Genomic DNA, 25,944 nt, shown 5'->3' with positions numbered 1-25,944 from the left:
CGGAAGCAAGACTCTTCATTAATAGAATTGAATCAAAATAGAATAGAATTCGTTATCCAAATAGGGAACAAATAATAAATATTTTAATATACAATACGTATAACATAATGGTATTTGTAAAGTTTGCGAAGTAACCTATTAGTCGTACTTGTAATCGGTTACAAATATATATTTATAAATGTGTTCAAACATGAGATAATATGGACATGCAGTATATGTTCATACATTTAGGGGGAAAGGGGCGAGGGACACGTGAAACATAGAAGAGGGTTAGCGCAAATCGGGATTGCGCTTTTTAGCGTATGTTTAGTTATTTTAACGGTATTATATTTTGAAAAACCAGAAAAAGTTCAAGCTTGGATAAGTAGTGATGATTAGGTATACAAAATTGCACCAAAGGGTCTCCCTTTAAATGATAATTTCAAGGAAGTAGATCTATTTAATAACGATCCAAAAGATCCAAATTCAGCCCGAGTGGTTTCGGGTATGAATCCTAATGGCGGTGACATAATTCAGTTAACTAACTCTACTAATCAAACGGGTTCAATTTGGAGTGACGGGGATAATTATTTCAATGTTTACCGAAAACAAACAATGTCTATGTGGCTGTATTTTGGAAGAAGTATTGATGTAGATAACATGGCTGGTATGGCATTTGTTATTCAGAATGGTGGTCTTGATGCTATTTCTAGTTTTAATGGACATTCTAACAGTGGTGAGACACTCGGTGTGTGGGGATCAGAAGGAAAAGTTGGTACTCAATATGTATCAGATACTAGGACTTATACTGATGGAGAGTATCCTACAGTTCAAGCTCAAGCCATTCAAAAGAGCTGGGCTTTGGAATTTGATTCTAAAACTAATTCTAATGCAACAAGTTTGAAGGATGCAGGTAATAAGTATGCCGCATGGAAAGCCAATAAATATGATGCTACCAATTTGCCGGAAGAGGAAAATGGGTTTGATTGGGGACCATATGTTTTGCCTGATTCTAGTTCGGATAATAATTTCATTTTTCATCCCCATATAGCCTGGAATTATCCTGCAGAGGCATCTAGCTATACGCAGTTGAGCAGTTCACGACCTTCGGCAACTAAAATTCCATTTACAAATAAGGTAATATATGGTGGTCACTCGCTAATAGCCTTGAACCATAGGATGGGAAGCTTGAGTACTGGAATGAATGGTCCTAATGCTAACTTTAGTGCTTCAGGATCAACCGCTGTGCCAGCTGATGCATGGCGTCATTTAACAATTGATTATACGCCGCCTTCCTCGGGTGATACCATGGGACAGATACGTTATAGATTTGGGGATAGAAATGTCGATGGAACACCTGCCAAAATGTCGTCCGATAACGGTGATGTTGACGGAACCGCAGCACTCGATCTTAGCAAACTTTATCTAGAACCAGGTCAGACCAATGTCAGGTATGGATTCACCGCTGCCACTGGAACCGCTGCTGTTTCCAACACAGTATTGTTCGAAACTATGCCGTCTCTAGTAAATGCAACAAATGAAGCTAAGGTTTATAACGATAGTAAAGATGGTGATGAAGTTAAGTCTGGTGGATCAGTTAATGGTGATGACGAGCTTCGCCTGCAATATGATTTGAACTATGAAGATGGTGATAAGGATTTAAGTAATATCACACTTACAGCTCCAAAGTTGAATGATGTAACTTATTACCAAAAAGATGGTCACTTTGGTGAAGTGAATTATTATGACGATGATGGTAATTTGAAGTCTACAGAATATCTTGATACCTTAGCAGTCGATAATAATAATTACTCAATCAAGTTGAATCAATCGTTAAATGACAAATTAGATGATGCACCATATCGAAAAGTAAAAGTTACGCTTTATGCAAAAGCTGATAGTGCTGAACAAGATGTAGCAGTTACTCAAACTACAGCTAAATACGAAGGTGATTTGTATAGATCAGATTTTGAAACTCCAAACTTTACCATCAAGAAAACAACGTACATACCAAAAATCACGCCAGATGAAGGAACACAGGACCAAACTGTTCCCATTGATGGACAGATTGCAATTGGTGGTACTGTAACTAGAGGCAAGCAAGGCAAAGAAGATGAATTGTCTGAGTTCAAAGATACTGACATGGATATCTATGTAAATCTTGATAATAGTGGTTATCAAGCTATTGGGACATTACAAGACGATGATGTAAGCACAAGTGGTCATTTTACAATTGCTAATGACCAAATGGGATTGGATGTTGGTAAACATACGATTGCCGTTAGGGCCGTATATGGTAGTGAGGAATCTGAAGAAGTAGTCTACAATGTCGATGTTGTAAAATTAGCCTTAATGGCTAGTGCAACCAAGGAACAGAGGAATCTTACGGTCAAAGATCTATCTATCGTAAAATTGAATGGAACAATTGCGTACAGTAACAATCAAGAAATAACTTCAGTACCGATCGATGATGATAATGCTTGGAAAGTAAATATGACGATTACTAATCAGGATGATGGATTCACTATGAAGTCTGCTCAACCATTTGAGCCTAATATTTCTGAAGATGGTAAGAGCGCAACGTATCAGGGTAAACTATATCCCGGATATGGACCAAGCGTCGAACAGGCTTATATTCATAAGGGTATTAATAAAATTGACCTAACGATAAGTGATCCTAACGGAATGAAATCTGGCGTGGTTACATATTATGTTAATGTACCTGACCAGTCGCCAATACTTTCTCCGGAGAACACAGATATCAAAGTGGTTAATGGCGATGCTAATATAGAGTTACCAGCTAAGGTTACTTATAATGTTGATAAAGATGATGGATACACCCTGAGTACTGGCCGTTTGCAGTGGGTAATGGATGTAGACGGTACGTACTCTGGCATTGTTAAACCATTTGTGGCTAACGTGGATGAAGCAAATATTGTTCAGAGTTATAGCAGAACAGAACTAGGAATCACTGATGATACAGAAGATGGCTATACCGTCCATGCACATTTAATAGATGGTTATGGTAGGACATCGAATAAAATTAATTATAATTTCTCCTTCATTAGAAGTTCTGCAACGCTGCAATGTGATGACAATTATGCGTTCCAGACAATCAATCAAAGTCCGGAAGAACGTCTCGTTGGTAGAAAAGGTGACTGGAATATAGCAGTCAATACGGTTGATTCTGATTATATTTTGTCAGCCAAAGCAGGCAATATGGTTTCAACTGATCTTGCACAGAACATCAATCTAGCTGGACAAATGGTCTATGTAGATCCGAATAGTGGAAATATGAAGACTATGGATAAGCTGGTATTACTTGATTCGAATGATGAAGTAACAACCAAAGAACATCCTATTAATTGGGATGACAACAACGGTATTCTATTGCAAGTAGACGCCAATGCAAGAGCAGGAACATACAAAGGCGATATTTCTTGGAATTTAACTGATAGTGTTCAAGAATAAAATTGAGGTACATCTCATGAGAGATGTACCTTTTTTGTGTTCCCAATTATTAAAATTCAATATAAACAAAAAAAACTTACAAGAATAGATGTTTATACATATCGGATATATTGTTATACTATAGCCATAAGGTATTTGTTTAAACAAAAAATAAAAGCATATTAACAGGGGTGCATTAATATGAAAAATCTAAGAAAGGTTATACATATATTAGTTCTATCTATATCGATGATTTTGGTTTTGCTTGTGCTAAGTGGCACTAAAGCTAAGGCTGTAACATATAATGATGATGAAGTTTATGGAATGGCTCCAGATTCATTGAATATTGATATAACATCGCCATTAAGTCCTGATCCATTATTTGTGAACGGCAAATACACTAAAGGATTTTCTCCAACTGTTCAAGATGGGAAGCGCTTAGTGTTACCTACGTCAGGAAGCGATACAGCGATTACCTCAGCATGGAGTAATGCAGATAATAATTACATCAATATAAATCAAAGACAAAATATTTCTTTTTGGATCTATATGGGTAGATCTAACTCATCTTCTCAAGGTGCTGCATTTGTACTTCAAAATGCTGATGATCCCATTTCTATTGCTAACAATAACGGAACTATAGTTGGTGGTGAAACTATTGGTGTATGGGGTGATGACACTCACTCCCGTTCTAATGAAAGCGCACTAGCAAAAACTGCAATTCCCGATAGTTGGGCTTTGGAATTTGATACTTTGAAAAATGGTCCTGATGGAAGTACAACGACCGGTGATGCCGGAGACTATTTCGATGCTTATCAAAAGAATTGGGGTGGTGGTAGAAGTCTTGAGAGTCAGCACGTTGCATGGGGGTATCCTGGAGATGCGTCGACATATGAAGCTATAGGGACTTCAGGAAGTTTACTCAATACTAAAAAATATTATCTACAAAATCACCAAGATCCTGAAAACCTGATTACTAGAATGAATTCCGAGAAAAGATTGGCTTGGCACCACGTTACTATCGTTTATAATCCTCCAGAATCTGATTCTAATATCGCTACTTTGACATACAAAGTAAATGATAAGGATATTTATGGTATTGATTTCAACCATTGGGGGAATATACCATTTGAACAAAGTGAGATTGGTCACACTGTACCATTAGATTTGAGTAAATTTAACCTGAATAGTAATAAACTACGTTTTGGGTTTGTTACTGCTAGTGCCCCTTCTCAAATGGCTGTAATTGATGATGGTGCAAATACCAATATCCTATTCGAAACCTTACCTGGCTTGATTCAGGCTGATACCAATGCATATATAGTTAATAGTACTGGTCAAAATAAGATAATTGAAACTGATCCTCACCAAACAACTAATACTGAACCCAATCTTATATTAAATAGTGAAGATAAAGGTTTAGCCACAGCAACCAGAGCACACCCTGGAGATTCGTTGAAATTCAAGTATCTACTTAATTATATTTCTGGTAGATCAAATATTGATAATGCTACTGCAAAGATTTCATTACCTGACAATATCAACTTTGAAACTGATCCATCTAAGCAATTGGGTGAGATTAAATATGAAGATGGTAATTCACAGATAATCAATGGACAGACTCCAACAATTGAAAAAGATGCTGATGGTAATCCATATAAGCAAATAACAGTTCAATTAGATCATTCTGTAAGTGAAGACGATAAATATGCCACTATTTCTATTGATGGGAAGGCCACTGATTTACCGATTAATTCTCAGTCGATCATTGTACCTCCATCACATGCCCAAATAACTAGTGATCAATTCAAAGCTGATTTGGAAACAAAGTCATTTATTATCTCCACGATTAATGACACATTGACTTTGACCAAAACTTCCACAGATCCACAAACTGTTTATAATACAGACAAAGCTTCATTAACTGGACATTGGGCATTTGATAAGTTAACTACTGCTACAAATGATGATATAGAAATACATTATTCAGTTGATGGTGGGGCTGAAACCGTCATTAAAGATACTGCTCATCCAAAAGGCGACTTCCAGTTAGACTTAACTGGTTTGACCGCACAGAAACACGAGATAACGGTTTATGCGGTCAACCATAATTATCCTGTCGCATATGACGACGACAACAAGGTAAGTGAAACCGATACGATCATGTCTAAACCTGTGACATACACGGTAAAAGTTGAAAAGAAAGCACTCCAAATTGATTCGAAGAGTGGTAAAGAATTAACAGCCACTGGAAATATGGATGTTGGAGTTGACGGAACACAGTCATATAACGATGGTTCAAGTTTCAAGAATGATGATTTGACTCTTCACACAGTCGTTAATGGAACTGATACAACAACTAAGTTATCAGGCAGTGATGTCATTACTAGCGGTAAATTCAGTGCTAATATTCAGGCCAAATACTTGAAGGTAGGAGATACCAATCCAGTTGAAATCTATATGAAAGATGCTGACGGATTGGAATCTAATCACCTAAATTACAATGTCACTGTTCCAGATACAAAGTTGACCATCACGCCAGATAATACTGATATAAAAGCATTGTTGACTGAGAATGCTATTATTGGAGGTAAAATTAATTACGCTGATGATACAACTAATTTCAAACCGTCAGATATTACTTTGAACATTAATATTGATGGTACTGATCAAGATCCAGTTAAATTAACTGGAGATACAAGTGATGTATCAACTAAGTTCCAGCACGCAATGTCTGGTGAAAGTCTACAAACTGGTGAACATACAGTTACCGTGACAGCAACTGATATCTATGGCAGAACTTCAGATCCTGTAACTTACAAAGTAGACGTTATTGATAAGTCATTGGTACTTGATAGTTCACCAACGTATCATTTTAAGACAATCAATTCTAGTGATGAGACACAAATCGTGCCTCGTGCCGATGATTGGAAGTTGAAAGTTGAGAGTATTAATTCTACATGGGCATTAACAGCTCAATGTACAGAATTACACGAACGTACCACTGGTAATGACTTGGCTGGTGGATTGATTTATACAAACAGCGATGGTGCAATTCAATCGATGCAAGATAGCCAAGTTAAATTAGCATCTGATCATACAGTAAGCATGAGTAAGAAGATTACGGACATTGCCGGTGAGTGGACGCAATCGAACGGCATATTGTTGAAGGTTATGCCAATGCCAGTACGTGGTACTTATGATGGTACTATTAGTTGGAATTTGACTGAAAGTGTTTAGGGGTTGCCGCTTCCGGAAACAAGATATTTAACCTGCCGTGGGACCGGCTCGAGCCACGGTCTCGAGCCTCGACTTGAGGCTTTGCTTACGCAAATCTCCAAGCTCGTCCTGTGGCGTTCCGCCACCTTCACGGCTGGTTAAAATCTTGTTTCCTCCAGCTAATGTATTTACTTCTATCTTCATTGAATGTTTTTCATTCGACAGTATTCGAATGGGACATAATACAAAATAGCCGGAGGTTGGAAGTAAGTGAGCCGGCAGTGAAAGTGGTGTAGGATGGCAATTTGCCATCCGTACAGCACAGGACGATTTTTGAAATCGTAGAGTTCAAAAACGAGTCCTCAGACCGCACCCCAGGCTGGAGACGTTCCCACAGCAGGCTCACTTACTTCCAACCGTAGGCAGCCCACAACTATACATTTTTAAATGTTTATAAAAAAATGTCCATTTACTTGAAATTTATAAAAAAATAACTACATTTGTGCATAAAACTTGATATTATGTAGGTGTAGTTGTTTTTTTAATTATGAAATTATCAAATCAAACAGGGGGAATTATTTTATGGGTAAAATCAAAATTTTAGCTCTAACCAGCATTATGCTTTCAAGCACTCTGCTTGGTGCAAGCCCGTTAATAGTTCAAGCAAAATCAGCATCAAAAATTGCAGTTCAAAATGCATTGATTGAATCGACCACAGCAACAAAATCTACGAATGCTAGTGTAGGTACAACGTTCAAAGATTTGAAGGACAATACTACTATGTCTGTTGCTCCAATCTTTGGCAAAACTGGATCAGAGTTCAATGCAAAGCTAGCGGATGAATTGAATGTTGTGGATTCAAGTGATACTACTACATTGATGCCAATGACCGTTGTCAATAAGAACAAGTTCGGCTTCGTAACTAAGGTAACTTACACTAATGGTGACACTATTAAAACAGTTAATGTTGAATATAACTTCGCTAAACCAACAGTTGTATTCGCCAATAATAGTCAAACAATGAACTTCACTACTGGTACAGTACCTGCTGAAAACAAGTTCTATTCAGATATTAATGACAAAGGTGTTTCAGCTGCCACAACTAATGGCGATGATGCCAACGGAACTAAGAATGAAGCAAAATTGAGTTCTGACATTCCAACAACTGATATGACTGCAGCTGGTTCATATACAATTGCTTATACACCAAAGGATGCTTATGCTACTGGCGATACTGTTAACAGAACTGTTAACGTCATTGCTGCACCGGATTGGTCAGAGATCGCCAACAGATCAGTTGCCATGGGTGATACTAATGCTGTGAAGAATCCATTCATTATTAAGAATAGTAAAGGACAATTATTCAGTGTTGCACCGTCTGCTGCAATTGATGTTTCGAAAGCTGGTGAACAAGGCGTTGAATACACTGCCACAGCTATCGACAAGAATGGTAATGCTTTGTTAGATTCTTCAACTGGCAAGGCTATGACTTGGACTAACAAAGATAGTAAAGTTACAGTAGTCGATCCAGCAACCGATTCAACTAAAGTTCCTTATACGATTTCATTCGTGAATGAGAATGGAAAAGTTGTTGGTCAACAAACAGGTGAATATAATTCAACTGGTACGACTGATTCCAATGCTTCAGCCGATGCAACTGAGGATACTGATTCAGATGAATTAACTGAACCAACACCAGCAGATGCAACGACTACTAAGAAGACTACAAAGGCCACAACTACTGCTGCTGACAAGACAATCACTATTACAGCACCAGAAGGATTCACGTTGAAGACAGCATCTGATGCAACTTACACTGTCGGCACCGACTTAACTAAGATTTCTAAGTCTGTCGATGTTGTACCAAGTTCTCTATCTTACACAGTCAAATATATCGACAAAGATACTGGTAAGACGGTCGGTACACCAGTTGAAGCAACCGGAACATATGGAGATTATATTCCAGTATCAGCACCAACTGGCTATGAATTAGCTAATGTTGTTGACCGTGGATTCACATTGAAGACTGACAAGTATGAGAAGGATGTTTACGTCAAGAAGTCAAATGTTCAATACACAGTCACCTTCGTTGATCAAGAATCTGGTAAGACGGTCGGTATCACAACTGGTAAGGGTGCAGATGGCGAAGATGTTACACTAACAGCACCAAAAGGCTTCGCTTTCGTCAATGCTAACGATATGCAATTCAGTATCAACAAGGACAATCCAGATATGTCATTGCTTGTAACACCAAGTAAGTCCGAATTCTTAGGAACAATAACTACATATCCAAAGAATGGAACGGTTAACTTGTACGACAAGAATGGTAAGGAACTTGACGATATTGTCTTGTCTCAAAACTCAAACTGGATCACTGACCAAAAGGTTTACATCGATAATGTCAAATACTATCGTGTAGCCACAAATCAATACGTTAAAGCAAGTGATGTCTATCTATACACACCACTTTCAAAAATTGCTACAACAAATGGCAATGGTAATACGACTGTATATGATTCCAAAGGTGCTGTCATAACTGACAGAGCTTTGGGTAAGAATACTTCATGGAAGGCTGATAAAGCAGCTAAGATCAAGGGATCATTGATGTATCGTGTTGCTACAAACGAATGGGTCAAATTATCCGACGTTACTTTGAATTAATCAAATATATACAAATGGAATTAAATTATGTACAAATATTCCAAAAGCTAGGGCTTAGCCCTAGCTTTTTTTTGTTGATATCGTGCTACACTTGAATTGTTAGTTGGAAATGTTCCAACTTAGGATACACTTGTATCAGGATAGTAAGCGGATACAAACATAACTATTCAAAGTGAGTTTTATACACAAAAGGCATTAAATAACTACCACAAAAATACTATAATATAGACATCATACTCGGAGGTTTGATTATGTCCACATTAGAGGTTAAAGATCTACATGTTTCAGTAACAGATGAAGAAAATGGTGAAGGCCAAGAAATTCTCAAAGGTGTCAATTTAAAGATGAGTACCGGTGAGATCCATGCAATTATGGGTCCTAATGGTACTGGTAAGTCTACATTGTCACAAGCAATCATGGGAAACTCTAAGTACAAGGTAACTTCAGGGGATATTTTACTAGATGGTGAAAGCATCTTGGATTGGCCAGTCGATAAGCGTGCCCGTGCCGGATTGTTCTTGGCAATGCAATATCCAGCTGAGATTCCTGGTGTTACAAATATTGAATTCATGCGTGCTGCAATCAATGCTAGACGTGAAAAAGATGACCAAATTCCAGTTAGACAATTCATCAAGAAGTTGGATGAGAAACAAGCAATTCTTGACATGACTGATGAAATGTCAGGTAGATACTTGAATGAGGGATTTTCTGGTGGTGAGAAGAAGCGTAATGAGATCTTACAACTACTCATGATCGAACCAAGCTTCGCTATTTTGGATGAAATTGATTCTGGTCTTGATATTGATGCCTTGAAGGTTGTCTCTCGTGGTGTCAACTCAATGCGTGGAGATAACTTCGGTTCACTTATCATCACTCATTATCAAAGACTCCTGAATTATATTGTTCCTGATCAAGTACATATTATGATGGGTGGACGAATCGTTCAAAGTGGTGGTCCTGATCTGGCTAAGAAGTTGGAAGACGAAGGATATGCCGGAATTCGTGATGACTTAAATCTTGATGTTAAATTAACAGATGAAATATAGGAGGGAATACACATGCGACCAAGTTTAAAAGACAAGTACATGGACGATGTCGTTCAATTCTCCCAACAAAATAACGAGCCAAAATGGTTCACGAAATTCAGAACTGACAATTTAACAAGTTCATCAGATTTGTCATTACCTACATATGAAAAGATCAATTATCGCAGCTGGCGCTTGGATCGACCAAGTGATTTCACTGCTACAAGTAGTATTTCAGACTTTAAGGCTGCTCAATCAGAGAGCTACATTATTCAAACTGGAGACAAGACTCTGGATTCTAGACTGGAACAGTCATTGGCTGATCAAGGTGTTATCCTGACAGATATCTTTACAGCAATTAAAAAATATCCAGAATTGATTCAAAAATACTATATGACGAAGGTCGTTAAGTCGAACGAAAATAGATTAACGGCAATTCATGCAGCAATGATGAATGGTGGAATCTTCTTATACATTCCAACTGGTGTCAAAGTGACTGATTCGATCCAAGCAACATTCATTCAGGATAATCACATCAAGCGTGATTTTAACCAGCATGTTTTGATCGTAGCTGAGGATAATACTGAATTAACGTATCTTGAGAACTTCATCTCTGATGGAGATGCTGAAGAGAACAAGGCTAATATTGTTGTCGAAGTTGTTGCCGGCAATGATAGTCACATTCACTTCTCAGCGCTTGACCAAATGAACGCTAAGACGACTAGTTACTTGAGTAGACGTGGAATTACTGGTAATAACTCAAGAATTGATTGGGCCATTGGATTTATGAATGATGGCGATATTATTGGTGATTTTGGGACTGACTTAATTGGTGAAGGTTCGCATACAGAAGCCAAAGTCGTTGCTATAACGACTGGTGATCAAGTTCAAGGTATCGATACGAAAGTTACTAATTATGGACGTCACACAATTGGGCACATCTTACAACATGGGGTCATCCTTGAATCTTCAACTTTGACCTTCAATGGTGTTGGTCATATTGTCAAAGGCGCTCGTGGTTCAGATGCACAACAAGAAAGTCGTGTTCTGATGCTTTCTAGAAAAGCACGTGGGGATGCCAATCCAATTCTGTTGATCGATGAAAATGACGTTACTGCTGGACACGCCGCTAGTGTTGGTCGTGTTAATGCAGAACAAATGTATTACTTGATGAGCCGTGGTATTGATGAGAAGACAGCACAACGCCTTGTTATCAGAGGATTCTTAAGCAGTGTTATTACCGAAATACCTGAGGAAGAGGTACGTGATCGACTAACTCAGATGATTGAAAGGAAGTTAATCAATGGACAACAATGATTTCCCGATCCTTCATCAAAAGGTAAATGATGAGGACTTAGTGTATCTCGACAATGCCGCAACCACTCAAAAGCCTAAGCAAGTCGTCGAAGCTATGGAGAAGTTCTATTACAACGACAACGCCAATGTTCATCGTGGAGTTCACACTTTAGCTGAACGTTCGACCGAACAGTTTGAAGCTGCTAGAGAAAAAGTCCGTAAGTTTATCAATGCAAAATCTAATAAAGAAATTATTTTTACTAAGGGTACAACCGATTCACTGAATATGATTGCCCAGAGTTACGGTGAGAACATTCATGAAGGTGACGAAATAGTTATATCAATCATGGAACATCACAGTAACTTGATTCCTTGGCAACAATTGGCGATTAAAAAGCACGCCACCTTGAGATATATTGGCTTGACTGATGATGGTGAGCTCGATATGGCAGAAGCTAAGAAGTTGATCAATGATAAGACCAAAATTGTTTCAGTTGCCCAAGTTTCGAATGTCTTGGGAGTTATTAATCCAGTGAAAAAACTCGCTGAACTAGCACATGCACACGGAGCAGTCATGGTAGTTGATGGTGCCCAATCAGCACCACATATGCCAATCGATGTTCAAGCTTTGGACTGTGATTTCTTTGCTTTCTCAGGACACAAGATGTTGTCTGAGACAGGTATTGGTGTGCTGTATGGAAAAGAAGAATTGCTCAATGATATGACACCGGTCGAATATGGTGGTGAAATGATTGAGTTCGTTAAGAAGTACGACACGACTTGGAATGACCTGCCTTGGAAGTTTGAAGCCGGTACTCCTAACATTGCGGGGGCAATTTCGTTGGGATATGCAATTGATTATTTGAATGAAATTGGCATGCAAAAGATTTTTGATTATGAGCAACAGATAGTTGATTACGTTCTACCCAAATTACTAGCAATCGATGATTTGGAAGTATACGGACCAACAGATCCAACCAAGCATACAGCTGTTATTTCCTTCAATCTCAAAGGGTTGCATCCACATGATTTGGCAACAGGCTTAGATATGGAAGGTGTCGCAGTTCGTGCTGGCCATCATTGTGCACAGCCACTCATGACTTATTTGGGATTATCAGCCACAGCTCGTGCCAGCTTCTACTTCTATAATACGTTGGCAGACGCTGACAAACTCGTTGAGGCAATTAAGGCAACAAAGGAGTTCTTTAAACATGGCACTATCTAGAATGGACGATTTATATCGCCAAGTTATCTTGGATCACTCGGACAATCCTCACCATCACGGTGAATTGCCTGATGCTACAAATAATATTGAATTAAAAAATCCCACATGTGGGGATGTCTTAAAACTTGATTTGAATATTGAAGATGGTGTCATCAAAGATGCCGCCTTCAGTGGTTATGGATGTACTATCAGCCAAGCGTCTGCCAGTATGATGACTGATGCTGTTATCGGTAAAACAACTGATGATGCAGAACAAATGGTTCAAACATTTTCTAATATGATCATTGGTGAAGATGTCGATACCGATAGTCTAGAAGATGCAGCTGTTTTGGAAGGTGTATCAAAATTCCCAGCTCGTATCAAATGTGCAACATTAGCTTGGAAGGCCCTTCATAAAGCTATGAATAAAGAAGAATCAGAATAGAGGATGCGAAATTATGCCAGAAACAGAAAATACTAAGAACAACGAAGAAGTTGCTTCATCAGTAGAAGACTTAGGTTTGAGTGATGACTATGATTTCGGTTTTCATGATGATGTTAAGCCAGTATTCACAACTGGTAGAGGTCTGACTGAAGATGTAGTTCGTGCTATTTCTAAGGAAAAAGGCGAACCACAATGGATGCTTGATTTCCGTCTGAAATGTTATGCAACTTATAAAAAGATGCCTATGCCTGATTTTGGACCAGACTTATCTGGCTTAGACTTAAAGAATATGCGTTATTATCAAAAAGCCACAGATAAAAAATATCGTGACTGGGATGATGTACCACAAGAATTGAAGAATACTTTTGACAGATTGGGTGTCCCTCAAGCAGAACGTCAGTACTTGGCTGGTTCATCAGCACAATATGAGTCAGAAGTTGTTTATCACAATATGCGTGATGAGTTCGCTAAGTTCGGAATCATCTTCACAGATACTGATACAGCTTTGCGTGAATATCCAGAATTGTTCAGAAAGTGGTTCGGCAAACTAGTTCACCCTAATGACAACAAGTTCGCAGCTTTGAATGGTGCTGTTTGGTCAGGTGGATCATTCATCTATGTGCCCAAGGGTGTTAAGTTGGATATTCCGATTCAGTCATACTTCAGATTGAATGCTGAGAATTCAGGACAGTTTGAAAGAACCCTGATAATCGTTGATGAAGGTGCAAGTATTCAATATGTTGAGGGATGCACAGCTCCTAATTATTCAACAGATAGTTTGCACGCCGCAGTTGTTGAAGTATATGCTGAAAAAGACGCGTACGTGCGTTATACGACTATTCAGAATTGGTCTAATAATGTTTACAGTCTAGAGACAAAACGTGCTCAGGCAATGGAGAATGCCACAATGGAGTGGGTCGATGGTAACCTTGGTTCAAAGATCACTATGAAATATCCTAGTGTCTATCTTGACGGTGAAGGTGCCAGAGGTACAATGCTGTCAATTGCCGTTGCCGGAAAAGGTGTCGATCAGGATGCCGGTGCTAGAATGATTCACAATGCCAAGAACACATCGTCATCGATTATTTCTAAGTCAATATCCAAAGACGGAGGTGCCGTGGATTATCGTGGTACCGTTAGATTTGAAAGAAACTCTGATGGATCAAAAGCCCACGTTGAGTGTGACACGATTATTATGGATGAAGAATCAAGCTCTGATACCGTGCCATATAATGAAATCCTAAATGGAAATGTTTCAATGGAACACGAAGCCAAAGTCTCAAAAGTTTCGGAGGAACAATTGTATTATTTGATGTCTCGTGGCTTGAGCGAAGAGAAGGCAACTGAGATGATCATCATGGGATTTGTGGAGCCATTTACAAAAGAGTTGCCAATGGAATATGCCGTTGAGTTGAACCGATTGATTGGTTATGAGATGGAAGGTACTGTTGGTTAGCAGAGCGTGTCAAAAAGCGGGAACACCTGAGCATTACCTAGGCTAATGATTGTGCCAACGGAGTTGGTGCGATTATTAGGCGTAGTAAGCGGAGGGTGTTGCCTTTTGTAAACGCGTTTAGAGAGTGGAGGAAGGGCGGTCAGACCTTGAGCATTACCTAGGCTAACGATTGTGCCAACGTAGTTGGTGCGATTGTTGGGCGTAGTAAGCGCAAAGGTTTGCCCTTCCGCAACTCGTTTCAGAAAACGTATAAAACTAAAACCGTTATGAACTTAATATTGCCGTCTCCAGAACTGAGAATATTCACCTGTTATGCAGACCGAAGCGAGCCAAGGTCTCGCTTCTCGATTTAAAGCCTTGTAAAAATCACAAGTCTTCAAATACGCCTGGTGGTGTAAGAGCTAAAGCTCTTACACCACTCTCATAACTGGTAAATATTCTCAGTTCTTACGACTAGTTTGTTTTGTTAGTTGAAACTATTGTGCAATTTTTAAGCTACTTGAATAAAGGAGTGCCTCTATACTTGTTGTAATTAAATTAAGTAGAGAGTGGGGCACTCCTTTTTGAAACTCTAATTTTTATGGGAAGTCTAGATTAGAAGGTTGACTGATTCATTATTATTTTAATCTATTAGTAATTATTACTAATATTCGGAGGACTATATATTTCCATGTAGAAGATGCAATAATATATAATTACTCACGGATTTACCAAAAAACACTAATATCTGAAATTTAGTACGGTAGAGAATTAATGTAAGAATATCTAGTGGATAAGGAGAAATATCATGGAAAAAGATATAAGCATTGATGAACTACTTAAAATGGAATTGAAGGATCCAGAGTTTAAAAAGGGTTATGAAGCTGAGAATGCTAAATTAGCTAGTTCCGTTGCCATATATAAGGCACGTGAAGATTTGGGATGGACCCAAAGAGAACTTGCTGAAAAGGCAGATGTACCTCAATCTACTGTTGAGAAAGCAGAGCGAGATAACGATTTTAAGTAGTAGTGATGATTTCAATATAATACTTTCCATTTTTTTACTATCTGATACGTAATTTATTTAAGACAATATAAAGAGAGAAAATACTATGATAGGAAAAAGTATATTATTTTGTATCAACGTTGGATATCCATTGGTAATATATTGTCAACACAATTCTCTTGATTTTATGATTAATAGATAATATACTTCGGTTAAAGAGGTGATAACGATGTCTGATGCCAGAATTAGTTTGCGTGTTGATTCAGAACTAAAAAAAGATGCACAAGAACTATATAGTGATTTAGGGCTTGATCTAACGACAGCTGTAACGATGTTTTTAAAACAATCTGTGAGAGAACAAGCACTGCCATTTAAACCAGAATTGGAAGACCCCGAAAGCATTCAAGCAAGAAAAGAAGCATTTAGAAAAGATTTGAAGAGATATAAATCAGTTGATGATTGGTGGAATGACCTTAATGCTTGAGATTATTCAGACACCGACGTTTGTAAAAGATTTTAAAAAGTTAAAAAACAAACATTACAATATGGATTCATTAAAGAGAATCATTAACTATATTGAAAAGGGTGAAAATGAAATATTAGTCACTAAATATCATGATCATGCATTAAAAGGTAATTGGAAGGGATTCAGAGAATTGCATGTTGAAAAGGATTGGCTACTTGTTTATATTATTGATAATAATGAGCTATGTTTAACATTGATTAGAACTGGGTCTCATAATCAAGTATTTAAGTATAATGGATTTAGGTACTTCTAAAAGGATGATTAATTACTGATGTTCAAAGGGCACTTACTTAAGTAATATACGAAATTGTTATTACCAAATAAATCCTGTCAAAGACTTTTACAAATATTACACCAACAAATCACTATTTTGTAAAAACTTTTTCAACTTATTCAAAATTCATGCCAACACCAATTTTCAATGATATGATGATTTTGAATTCAAGGAGGAAATCAATTTTTGGAAACAAAAAAGCTGATGCTGCGGGGCATCAACTTGATAATTTGATTACTAATTTTCCTGGATAATTTCATTGTTGATCGGTCTGAATTCAGTTGCCTTCGATAAATCGACCTTGTAGTTATAATGGTCGTCGTAGTTACTAGCAAAACACCCAGAGTATAAAATATCCAAAATCAATGAGATTGATTCCAACGATGAGAATCCAGCAATTTTAGAATAAGAACGTTCTCTAGTAGTAACGTAGAGCGTGATATCAGCCATTTGTGAAAGTGTATTATCGCCGATACTTGTGATGGCAATTATTGGAACATGGTTCTTCTTCAAGAAACTGGCATCGGTTATTAGTTCACCGGATTCGCCTGAATATGAAATTATGATGGCGCAATCCTTAGAAGTGGTCATTGCAGACTCTTGGAACATCATGCCTTGCACCTCAAAGGATTCAGCCCCTTTGCCGATGTGACGCATTTTGAAAACAAACTCCTCTGCTTGAAATACTATGTTTGAAAGTCCAAACAGTCTGACCACTTGATGACTATTGATTATGTCAATTGCTTGTTGTAAAGCATCGTAATCTAGTAATGACAGAGTATCTTGAATACTTTCAGATTTTAATTGTGCTAATTTGTTTACGATTTCTCGAATTGAATCGGTTTTAGTAAAAGGCGTGTTAGCGTCGATTTCTTTAAAATGCTTATGTAGATAGGTTATTTCCTCTACATAGGCTTTTTTTAGTTTCGTCCATCCGTCAAAATTTAACTTTTTAGCAATGCGGACTAAGACTGATGGAGAAGTATAAGTTTCTTTAGCAATCATAGTTGTTGAATAATTTTCGATATTTTCTTGCTTGTTCATAATGAAGTCGACGACGATTTTTTCATTTGGTGAAAAGTCGGTTGACTCCATTTTTTCTTGTAGTAACACTTGCTCACATCCTTTTGAAATGTTCTCTTGCTCTTCGACACGCTCTTTTTAAATGCGCTTACGAAGAGCAACACCACTCCGCTTACTACGAATAATAAATGCATCACTCCGTGATACCTTCATTATCCTAGGTAATGCTCGGGTGTTACCGCTCTTCGACGCGCTCTGTATTACTTCCAATTAATTCGACTAAACACTCTGCGTCCAAGGACTTCACGCATGAACATAAATAATGGCCATGATACTAAGAAAATCGATAGGTATAAGAAGCTATATCTCCATATTAAGATGCTCTGTAATCCGAAGGCTTTGTCAGTGAACATGAATGCTAGTATGAATAGCACGAATGATACGGCAATCATGACTTGTTTTCGCAATACTAATGGATTGCTGATAGATATTAATGCACAGTATCCGATAATACCAATTGCGAAGACTGACAGTGTGGATGTTGTATGATATGACAATCCCATATGATTGCCGACAAAATAAATAATACTTATCATCAGAATATTGACGATGGCTGAAGGAAGTGCAATCTCCATAACGTTACGCATGAATCGTCCAGCTGGTGGTGTGTAATTAGGCTCTAGTGCCAGAATGAAGGTTGGTATACCAACTGTTAAGGCATTGATCGGTGTGAGCTGTGAAGGCTCGAATGGATATCCTGTACCTAAGATTATGAACATAATCGACAGTACTACTGAGTAAATTGTTTTGATCAAGAATAGTGAAGCGACACGTTCAACGTTATTGATAACACGACGTCCTTCATTGAGCATATAAATCATGGAGTCGAAGTTGCGATTCAATAGTACGAAGTCGGCTGCGGCTTCAGCGGCATCACTTTCACCAGGAATAGCGACACTACAGTCAGATTGTCGCATGGCGAGAACATCGTTGACACCATCCCCAGTCATACCAACCGTCAAACCGTTTTGTTGCATAGCTTTGATCAAGTCAGCCTTTTGATTGGGACGAACACGTCCGAAGACTTTGTAGTCCATGACTAGATTAGAATAATCTTCATCAGTTACTTTGCTCATATCGATGTAACTATTGTTAGTGTCAATACCAGCTTGTGCGGCAACGTTTGAAACTGTCACTGGATTATCACCAGAGATTATTTTCAAGTCGATACCTTGATTCTTTAAGTAAGAGAAGGTACTGGTTGCTTGTGGTCTGACTTCATCGGATATCATTAGTAGCCCCAATAAAGTCTGAATTCCATTATTTTCTTTTAACACTGCAATAACACGGAATCCTTGTTGAGCAGCTAAGTCGACTTTGGACATGATGACTTCTGAAGCGTTCTTGATGATGAATTCTGGAGCACCCATGATATAGCGAGTTCCATCTTTAGCTACGAATCCAGAATACTTAGTTTCAGATGAGAAAGGGATTACTTCGATAGATTCTTCCTTGAAACTCTCAATGTCTAGTTTGTTGATAGCTTGGGCAGTGGCGTTAGTCTCTTGTGTAACTTCGACAATTTTGGCAGCAATTGACTGTACTTGATTTTCGCTGTAATTATTGTAGGATAAGGTATCTTTAATGGTTAATTTACCAGTTGTGATCGTACCAGTCTTGTCCAGGCACAACGTGTCAACACGAGCTAAGGTCTCGATGGCACTTAGCGAACGAACCAAGATATTCTTCTTTGATAGGTTGTACGCTCCAGTTGCCAAGGCAATAGAAGTTAAAACAACTAATCCTTCAGGAATCATTCCGATAACGGAAGCCGAAGTTCCTAGGATCGAAGTGGCGATATTTCCATTCTTTAAGAATGAGCGGAAAAATAAAAGAAGTCCAATGGGAATAATTGTATATGTTAGAATCTTAATGATGTTATTAATTATCTTCATGAGGACGCTGACAGAACGCTTGTCTTTGCCCACGGCACTAGAAATTTGTGAGACGAAACTATTTAGACCCACTTGAGTTAGTTGAATTTTGGCTTGTCCAGCAACTACGAAGCTACCAGAATAAACTTCATCATCGGTGGATTTGATAATCGTATCAGCCTCACCAGTGATACTAGATTCGTTAGTTTGTAATCCATTGGAGGAACGCACGATACCGTCAGCGGGGATAGTATTCCCACGTTTCAAACAGACAATGTCATCTTCAACCAAGTCGTCGATGGCAATTTCAACCTGCTGACCATTACGTATGACAGGGAAGTCCTGTTCATTGACTAGACTGATCTTATCGACTGTTATCTTGGAGCGGATTTCTTGATAACTACCTATAATAATATTGGCAATGACTGGTCCGAGGAAGAACAGATTACGGTATGATCCAGTCCAGAATATCAAGATGGCGATTACTAAGTTGACAAAGTTGAACAGGGTAAATAAGTTATCCGCAAGAATTTTTGGGATTGGACGTGAAAGCTTTTTTATTTGGACATTAGTTAGTCCATCTGAGATTCTTTGATCGACTTGTTTTTGAGTCAAACCGTCAGTCAGCTCAGTATATTTTGTGGGTCTTTTTACTTTTACCATTTACTCACCTGCGACAAAATTTGATAGATGATATAATTATTTCTACACACTAAACTTAACATAAAAGGATGAATATAATTTGAACAATTTATTTTTTGATCTAGACGGAACTATTATTAATTCCGAACGCGGAATCATGAAAAGTTTTAAGTATATGTATAAGAATACGCTCGGATATGTTCCGCATGACGACGATACACTAAGAAAGTTCATCGGACCAACACTTGGAGCATCTTTTGAGAAGTATGACGGCGTCGGACTGACCGACCCCAAGGCCAAGGAAATGTTCAATACTTTCCGTGAATACTATGCAGTCGATGGCTGGGAACAATTCGATGTTTACGATGGCGTTCCTGAGATGCTTAAGGGACTTCACGATGCTGGTAAGGAAGTGTTTATCGCCACATCTAAACCAGAAACATTTGCGAAACAAATTATTGATCAAATAGGTATGAAACCATATATTCATCATGTCTTTGGGGCAAGTGACGATGAAGAAACTCGCACACTTAAGGAAGACGTGATAGCATATGGTATCAAGAAAACATCAGTAGATCTAAACATGAATAATCTAGTTATGGTTGGGGACCGTAGCAGTGATATTGTAGGGGCGCACAAGAACAATCTTAAGGCCATTGGGGTGACATACGGCTTTGGTACACATGAAGAGCTTGATGAAGCTCATTGTGAATGGATTGTTAACACACCGCAAGACATTGTAAAATTAGCTATGGAGAAGTAATCAATCATGAGTAAATCATTATCATATAATCGTCATGGATTCACTTTAGTCTTATTATCGCTTTGTTTAATGATAATCGTCTTCTTGGGGATAACTCTGTCCACTGTCTTCAACCGTGATTATGTCAAAAAAGTTGTGACCAGTGATACGAATGTGTCTTTGATACGCAGCTACACTAATCAGAAGTTGGGACGTTTGGTCAACAGTTACTCTGCAGTAGGGAACCTGTCGGCGACTGATATGAGTGAAGCGGATATTAAAAAAATTATAAGTGCATCAGTTGACGATGTGTATGATGATGATACCAATTTGACTATTGGGGATGTTATTCTCGAGACGATTGGTGATAATCTCAAAAGAACAGCTAACAAGAATGGTTTGAATATTGATAGTGAGATTGATTCTTCTATTAATTCGAACAAGGGTATCATGAATCAAATCATCGAGGACGATATTGGACCAATCGAGTCGATGCTGACGCAGCTGCAAACTATGCAGAAGGTCATTAAGATGACAATAATTATCTCAGGTGTCATTTTTGTTTTATTGGCACTGCGATTGTGGTCAAAAGTCGGCTCGACTGTGATGTTCCTCCATCATTTGGGGACAGTCGGAATAATTACTTCAATCTTACTCGCACTTCTGTTGGCGGGTACTTATTATCCTCTACAAGATCTTATCGCAAGCAATATTGAATACAATATCCGCGATGTTTTGTATAATATTCTCAACGGAATATTCCTAAGCTATATATCAATCGTCTTTATGCTGTTTATCGGAAGTATGGTTGACTGGGGTAGTACCGGAAAGTACAAATATAGATAAGGTAGAGGTGCGTATACAATGAAAATTGAACTTACAAATGAAGCAAAAAACAAATTGCAATCATACGTTGATGCTGGCAAAAAGGTTATTTTGGACCTTGATGACGGATTTGGACGTTTTTCTGGTGAAGGCGATTGTGCTTTGATCACTAAGTTTAGAATTATCGTAGTAAGCGCCAATGAAGATTTGTCTGATTATCCTATACAACTAGATAGCAACATTGGTGAGATTTACTACAAACAAAGTGCTGAAGACTTCCTTGATGATGGTCTGAAGCTGGAAGTAAATCCTAAGACTCAATTGTTGATATTCAAGAATACAAAAGAAATTATTGATAACGCTGTTAATATCATTGATTACGACGTTGTTAAGGCTAACGCCTAGGAAGAAGTCGAGATTAATGAGAATTGAAATGACTAATGAAGTTAAAGAAAAGTTACAACCATACGTTGATGCTGGCAAGACACTTTTGCTAGACCTCGACAATGGACTTGGACCATATTCTGCTGAAGGTAACTGTGCCTTGGTTACTAAGTTCAGATTCATCGCTATTGATCCGGATGCATCGAAGTCAGATTATGAAATAGCCTTGGATAGTGATCTGGGACCAATTTATTTCAAGAAAATTGCTGATGATTATATTCAAAGTGGTATGCAATTGGAAATAAATCCTAAAACAAAGATGATCGTCTTCAAGAATGACCGTGAACTTGTTGATGGTGCGGTTAACATTGTTGATTGGGATGCTGTTAAAGCTAATACCGTTACTATGGGTGGCGGCTGTTAATTATGGGACTCACATTTTGTGAGTCTTTTTTGTTTTAATCATATTTCTTTTTTTGAATTTATTTATGTATTACAATGAATTACAGAGGAGTTGATAGGTTATGGCAATGATTACTGTTCGGGTCTCAGATAAAGAAAAGGAATGGTTAAAATACATGGCAGATTTTTATGGTATTTCTCTATCAGATTTAGTAAAGAACTATTCAATGGAACAATTAGAAGATGAGTATGATCGACAGGTTGCTGAAGTTGCGCATAAAAGATATTTAGAAGACAACAAAGAAACTGTATCCATGAAAGAGGTTCTGGATGAGTTCGGTCAACTATAAGCTAGTGTTTACTAAAGATTCAGTTAGACAGTTGAAGAAAATGGATAAATATCAGTCAGCTTTGATTACTCGTTGGTTATATCAAAATATAGATGGAACAGACGATCCTAGGAAACATGGTAAGGGATTAACTGCCAATCATAGTGGTGAATGGAGATATAGAATCGGGAATTATAGAGTAATTGTTGAAATAGAAGACGAGAGGCTTGTAGTTACAGCTATTACAATTGGTCATAGACGAGATATTTATAATAAATCTTGATTGTGGGACTCACATTTGTGAGTTCTTTTTTGTTTTCGCTTCCGATTAAAAAATATTTCATATACCGTGGGGATCAGTCCGAGCCTGAAAAGCGGTCTCAGACTTCGACTTTAAGCTTTGCTTTGCAAATCTTAAAGCTCGTCCCATGTTGTAATGAACGGAAAAATCTCCGTTCAAACAACATTTTCACGGCAAATGAAATATTTTTTAACCTCCAGCTTATTTTATTTGAATAGTTCAATTCCATATAAATTAGCCGAAGAGTTAAAATAGTGGACCAGCAGTTATAGTGGTGTCGAACGGTGGATTTCCGTTCATACAGCACAGGATGTCTTTTGAAATCCGTGTTCTTCGGAGTTCAAAAGCAAGATTTCAGACCTTGGCTGAAATCGGTCCAACTGCAGGTCCGCTATTTTAAATCGTAGGCGTCAAAAAAGCAGGTAAATTCGTAATTTGAATTTACCTGCTTTTTGTTATTCTTTCAAATCATCAACATCAGTTAATGAAGCTAAATTATCTTGTTTAGTAACAGCTGTCTTATCAACTGAAACTCTGAACCAGTTAACGAATCCGTGATCGAATTCGGCAACTTTGAATCTGAAATTATTCATTGTGAATGCGAAGTCTTGATTGATATTTGGATACTTCTCAATGATATAACCACCGATAGTGATAATATCTGATTCTTGGAATTCAGGGATATCAGTTCTGAAGTAACGTTCGAAATCATAGAGGGTAGTCTTACCAGAAACATTGTAACTGCCATCTGAATTCTTAACGATATATTCATCAGAAACATCATCGATCTCATCTTTGACAGTTCCGAATAATTCTTCATAAATATCTTTATCAGTAACGATACCACTAGTACCACCGTATTCATCGACAACAACGACGATAGGTGTCTGTTTCTTGATCATTTTAGAAAGAATATCTTGAATAGGCATTGTTTCAGGAACAGTATTCACTGATCTCAAGATACGGCTGATACCGATGTCGCCGTCAACTTGATTCTGACGAACAATATCATAAGCATAGACGTAACCAAGAACCTTATCCTTATCATTGTCAGCAACAACAGGGAATCTTGAGAATCCTTGTTGCAAGTAGTCTTTCAAAACATCTTTGACCTTGTCAGTAATATCGACAACGTACAAACTAGTACGATCGACCATGATGTCTTTGGCAACTTTATCGTTTAGTTCGAAGGCACGTTGCATGAATACAACATCGTTTTGGTCCATGTCACCGCCTTGAACAGCTGACTTAGAAAGACGAAGAATTTCTGATTGAGAGAAGACTTCGTTTTCTGAATCAGCAGGTTTCAATCCCATCAGTTTGACGATTCCAGAAGCTGATACATTCAGCAACCATACGAATGGGTAGACTGATAAGTGGAAGATACGCATTGGTGTAACTGTTAGCATTAACATTTTCAATGGCATATCAATTGAAACATTCTTAGGAACAATTTCAGTAAGAACAACTTCTAAATATGTTAGAAGTAGAACACCGATGATCGAACCAAGAGCATGTAGACCACCGTTGCCATTTGATAGATGGATGATTCCGAAGAAATCTACCAACAAATACTCGATCGTACTTTCACCGATCCAACCTAAGATGATACCAGCGATACTAGTACCAACCTGAGTTGTGGATAAGTATTCGTTTAAGTTGTTGACCATCATCAACGCACGTTTTAGTTTCTTCTGATTTCCGTCGCCCTTAGCAATCTCATCTTCCAATTGACTAGGACGTGTTTGTACTAACGCAAACTCAGCAGCCACGAAGAAGAAAGCAAAGATAAAAGTGACTAAAATTATGATTAAATTAGTTGTTATAGTGGAACTTGACAATATATCATTTCCCCTTTTCTGTAGTAAGAAGAATTATACACCTAAAGTAGTACAATCTATGATTAGTATAACAATAATTTAGACAAAATATACTGATTACTACCTATATCAGTACATCAAGTACGATTTGGTGGTTGAAAGTCGGACACTTTATTTTTATAATTAGACTAATAGAGACATATCGGGGGAAATACTTTTGAGTAGAGCAAAGAGCAGTAAATTTTTAACTCCAGCCAAAGCAGCGGAAGGTTTGGGGATCAGCGTTGCAACATTGCGTAAATATTCATTGATCGTGGAACATACAACAGGTAATTCAGATTACTTTGAACGTAATAGTCAAAATAACCGTTTGTACACATCAAAGAATCTGGATGATTTCAAAGAAATGGTTGAACTAGGTCACAGACCAAAGATGACCCTGGATTCAGCGGCTAAACAAATCTTCCCAGTAGCTGATGCAGAAGCTGAAACTACCGACGGAAATGATGGCAAAGTCACAGAACTACAAAAGACAATTTCAACTTTGAAAGACGAAGCTAAGAAGTCAGAAGAAACAATCGCTGACTTGAAACAACAATTAGCTGACGCCAAAGAAGAAAAAGACAGCTTACAAAGCCAATTCGATAGATTTAAAGAAGAAAGCAAACGTACAGCTGATGCCGTTATTAAAGAAAAAGTGAATGAACAAGTTCATGAAGAACATGAAGAGAATAAGGGACACTGGTGGAATAGGTTCGTAAAATAGAGAGTGGAGAAAGCCGGGAGATTCTGAGCACTGCCTAGGATAACGAAGGTGCCAACGTAGTTGGTGCATTTGTTATCCGTAGCAGGCACAGGAATCTGGCTTTCGCAGCTCGTTTTAAAATAGAGAGTGGAGAAAGGGCGTTCAGACCTCGAGCATTACCTAGGCCAGTGATTTTACCACGAAGTGGTGAAGTCATTGGGCGTAGTAAGCACAGAGGTTTGCCCTTTCGCAACTCGTTTTGGAATAGAGAATGGAG

At 38.0% G+C, this 25,944-nt stretch carries 22 protein-coding genes; 19 read left to right on the top strand and 3 right to left on the bottom strand.

The genetic code is table 11. The annotated features are described in order from the left end of the window. Nucleotides 1-252 precede the first annotated feature (252 nt). The 12 genes from EKM66_RS12870 to EKM66_RS07850 all read left to right on the top strand — a co-directional run bounded on the left by EKM66_RS12870 (nt 253) and on the right by EKM66_RS07850 (nt 16,499). Nucleotides 253-378: a hypothetical protein gene (locus EKM66_RS12870; protein WP_263854131.1), complete on the top strand. Its 126-nt coding sequence runs from the start codon at nt 253-255 to the stop codon at nt 376-378. Between the two features lie 108 nt (nt 379-486). Beyond that, complete coding sequence (locus EKM66_RS07900) at nt 487-3,450, top strand: hypothetical protein (protein ID WP_125763372.1); 2,964 nt, start codon at nt 487-489, stop codon at nt 3,448-3,450. Nucleotides 3,451-3,630: 180 nt separating this feature from the next. Beyond that, entirely contained in the window at nt 3,631-6,669 is a 3,039-nt protein-coding gene (locus EKM66_RS07895) for a hypothetical protein (protein ID WP_125763370.1), read from the top strand. 561 nt (nt 6,670-7,230) lie between these two features. Beyond that, a complete protein-coding gene (locus tag EKM66_RS07890) occupies nt 7,231-9,309 on the top strand; it encodes an SLAP domain-containing protein (protein ID WP_125763368.1) in 2,079 nt (692 codons plus the stop codon). Between the two features lie 251 nt (nt 9,310-9,560). Continuing rightward, entirely contained in the window at nt 9,561-10,355 is a 795-nt protein-coding gene (gene sufC / locus EKM66_RS07885) for a Fe-S cluster assembly ATPase SufC (protein ID WP_125763366.1), read from the top strand. Between the two features lie 12 nt (nt 10,356-10,367). Next, entirely contained in the window at nt 10,368-11,651 is a 1,284-nt protein-coding gene (sufD, locus tag EKM66_RS07880; protein WP_125763364.1) for a Fe-S cluster assembly protein SufD, read from the top strand. After that, nucleotides 11,638-12,855: a cysteine desulfurase gene (locus tag EKM66_RS07875; protein ID WP_125763362.1), complete on the top strand. Its 1,218-nt coding sequence runs from the start codon at nt 11,638-11,640 to the stop codon at nt 12,853-12,855. The genes sufD and EKM66_RS07875 overlap by 14 nt, the downstream gene beginning before the upstream one ends. Then, nucleotides 12,842-13,279: a Fe-S cluster assembly sulfur transfer protein SufU gene (gene sufU, locus EKM66_RS07870; protein WP_125763360.1), complete on the top strand. Its 438-nt coding sequence runs from the start codon at nt 12,842-12,844 to the stop codon at nt 13,277-13,279. The genes EKM66_RS07875 and sufU overlap by 14 nt, the downstream gene beginning before the upstream one ends. A gap of 13 nt (nt 13,280-13,292) precedes the next feature. Next, nucleotides 13,293-14,735 carry a Fe-S cluster assembly protein SufB gene (gene sufB / locus EKM66_RS07865; protein ID WP_125763358.1) on the top strand — a complete coding sequence of 481 codons (1,443 nt, stop codon included), beginning with the start codon at nt 13,293-13,295 and terminating at the stop codon, nt 14,733-14,735. 787 nt (nt 14,736-15,522) lie between these two features. Beyond that, on the top strand, nt 15,523-15,741 hold the full coding sequence (locus EKM66_RS07860) for a helix-turn-helix domain-containing protein (RefSeq protein WP_125763356.1): 219 nt from the start codon (nt 15,523-15,525) through the stop codon (nt 15,739-15,741). A gap of 208 nt (nt 15,742-15,949) precedes the next feature. Continuing rightward, nucleotides 15,950-16,204, top strand: a complete 255-nt coding sequence (locus tag EKM66_RS07855) for a type II toxin-antitoxin system RelB/DinJ family antitoxin (protein WP_125763354.1) — start codon at nt 15,950-15,952, stop codon at nt 16,202-16,204. After that, nucleotides 16,197-16,499, top strand: coding sequence for a type II toxin-antitoxin system YafQ family toxin (locus EKM66_RS07850; RefSeq protein WP_125763352.1), 303 nt, complete (start codon nt 16,197-16,199; stop codon nt 16,497-16,499). Before EKM66_RS07855 ends, EKM66_RS07850 begins: the two co-directional genes overlap by 8 nt. Before the next feature lie 258 nt (nt 16,500-16,757). Here the strand turns inward: EKM66_RS07850 and EKM66_RS07845 are convergent, their stop codons facing one another. After that, the gene (locus EKM66_RS07845; RefSeq protein WP_125763350.1) at nt 16,758-17,633 is read right to left on the bottom strand and encodes a MurR/RpiR family transcriptional regulator; all 876 of its coding nucleotides are present in this window, start codon (nt 17,631-17,633) and stop codon (nt 16,758-16,760) included. A 170-nt stretch (nt 17,634-17,803) separates the two neighbouring features. Continuing rightward, nucleotides 17,804-20,140 carry an HAD-IC family P-type ATPase gene (locus EKM66_RS07840; RefSeq protein ID WP_125763348.1) on the bottom strand — a complete coding sequence of 779 codons (2,337 nt, stop codon included), beginning with the start codon at nt 20,138-20,140 and terminating at the stop codon, nt 17,804-17,806. A 79-nt stretch (nt 20,141-20,219) separates the two neighbouring features. Here EKM66_RS07840 and EKM66_RS07835 point away from each other — a divergent pair, with 79 nt between their 5' ends. From EKM66_RS07835 to EKM66_RS07810, 6 genes are all read left to right on the top strand, one after another. Continuing rightward, nucleotides 20,220-20,882 (top strand): HAD hydrolase-like protein, encoded by a 663-nt coding sequence (locus EKM66_RS07835; protein ID WP_125763346.1) that lies wholly within the window; start codon nt 20,220-20,222, stop codon nt 20,880-20,882. 6 nt (nt 20,883-20,888) lie between these two features. Continuing rightward, nucleotides 20,889-21,707 carry a hypothetical protein gene (locus tag EKM66_RS07830; RefSeq protein WP_125763344.1) on the top strand — a complete coding sequence of 273 codons (819 nt, stop codon included), beginning with the start codon at nt 20,889-20,891 and terminating at the stop codon, nt 21,705-21,707. Between the two features lie 18 nt (nt 21,708-21,725). Beyond that, a complete protein-coding gene (locus tag EKM66_RS07825; RefSeq protein WP_125763342.1) occupies nt 21,726-22,091 on the top strand; it encodes an iron-sulfur cluster biosynthesis family protein in 366 nt (121 codons plus the stop codon). A 16-nt stretch (nt 22,092-22,107) separates the two neighbouring features. Further along, nucleotides 22,108-22,494: an iron-sulfur cluster biosynthesis family protein gene (locus EKM66_RS07820; RefSeq protein ID WP_125763340.1), complete on the top strand. Its 387-nt coding sequence runs from the start codon at nt 22,108-22,110 to the stop codon at nt 22,492-22,494. 100 nt (nt 22,495-22,594) lie between these two features. Next, nucleotides 22,595-22,822, top strand: coding sequence for a type II toxin-antitoxin system RelB family antitoxin (gene relB / locus EKM66_RS07815; RefSeq protein ID WP_125763338.1), 228 nt, complete (start codon nt 22,595-22,597; stop codon nt 22,820-22,822). Then, nucleotides 22,803-23,084 (top strand): type II toxin-antitoxin system RelE family toxin, encoded by a 282-nt coding sequence (locus tag EKM66_RS07810; RefSeq protein ID WP_125763336.1) that lies wholly within the window; start codon nt 22,803-22,805, stop codon nt 23,082-23,084. The genes relB and EKM66_RS07810 overlap by 20 nt, the downstream gene beginning before the upstream one ends. A gap of 473 nt (nt 23,085-23,557) precedes the next feature. Here the strand turns inward: EKM66_RS07810 and EKM66_RS07805 are convergent, their stop codons facing one another. Beyond that, a complete protein-coding gene (locus EKM66_RS07805) occupies nt 23,558-24,943 on the bottom strand; it encodes a hemolysin family protein (protein ID WP_125763334.1) in 1,386 nt (461 codons plus the stop codon). Nucleotides 24,944-25,139: 196 nt separating this feature from the next. Here EKM66_RS07805 and EKM66_RS07800 point away from each other — a divergent pair, with 196 nt between their 5' ends. Beyond that, nucleotides 25,140-25,688, top strand: coding sequence for a hypothetical protein (locus tag EKM66_RS07800; RefSeq protein WP_125763332.1), 549 nt, complete (start codon nt 25,140-25,142; stop codon nt 25,686-25,688). The last annotated feature ends 256 nt before the right edge of the window (nt 25,689-25,944 follow it).

The organism is Companilactobacillus hulinensis, from assembly GCF_003946555.1.
Classification (GTDB): domain Bacteria; phylum Bacillota; class Bacilli; order Lactobacillales; family Lactobacillaceae; genus Companilactobacillus; species Companilactobacillus hulinensis.
This window is presented reverse-complemented; position numbering and strand designations above follow the sequence as displayed.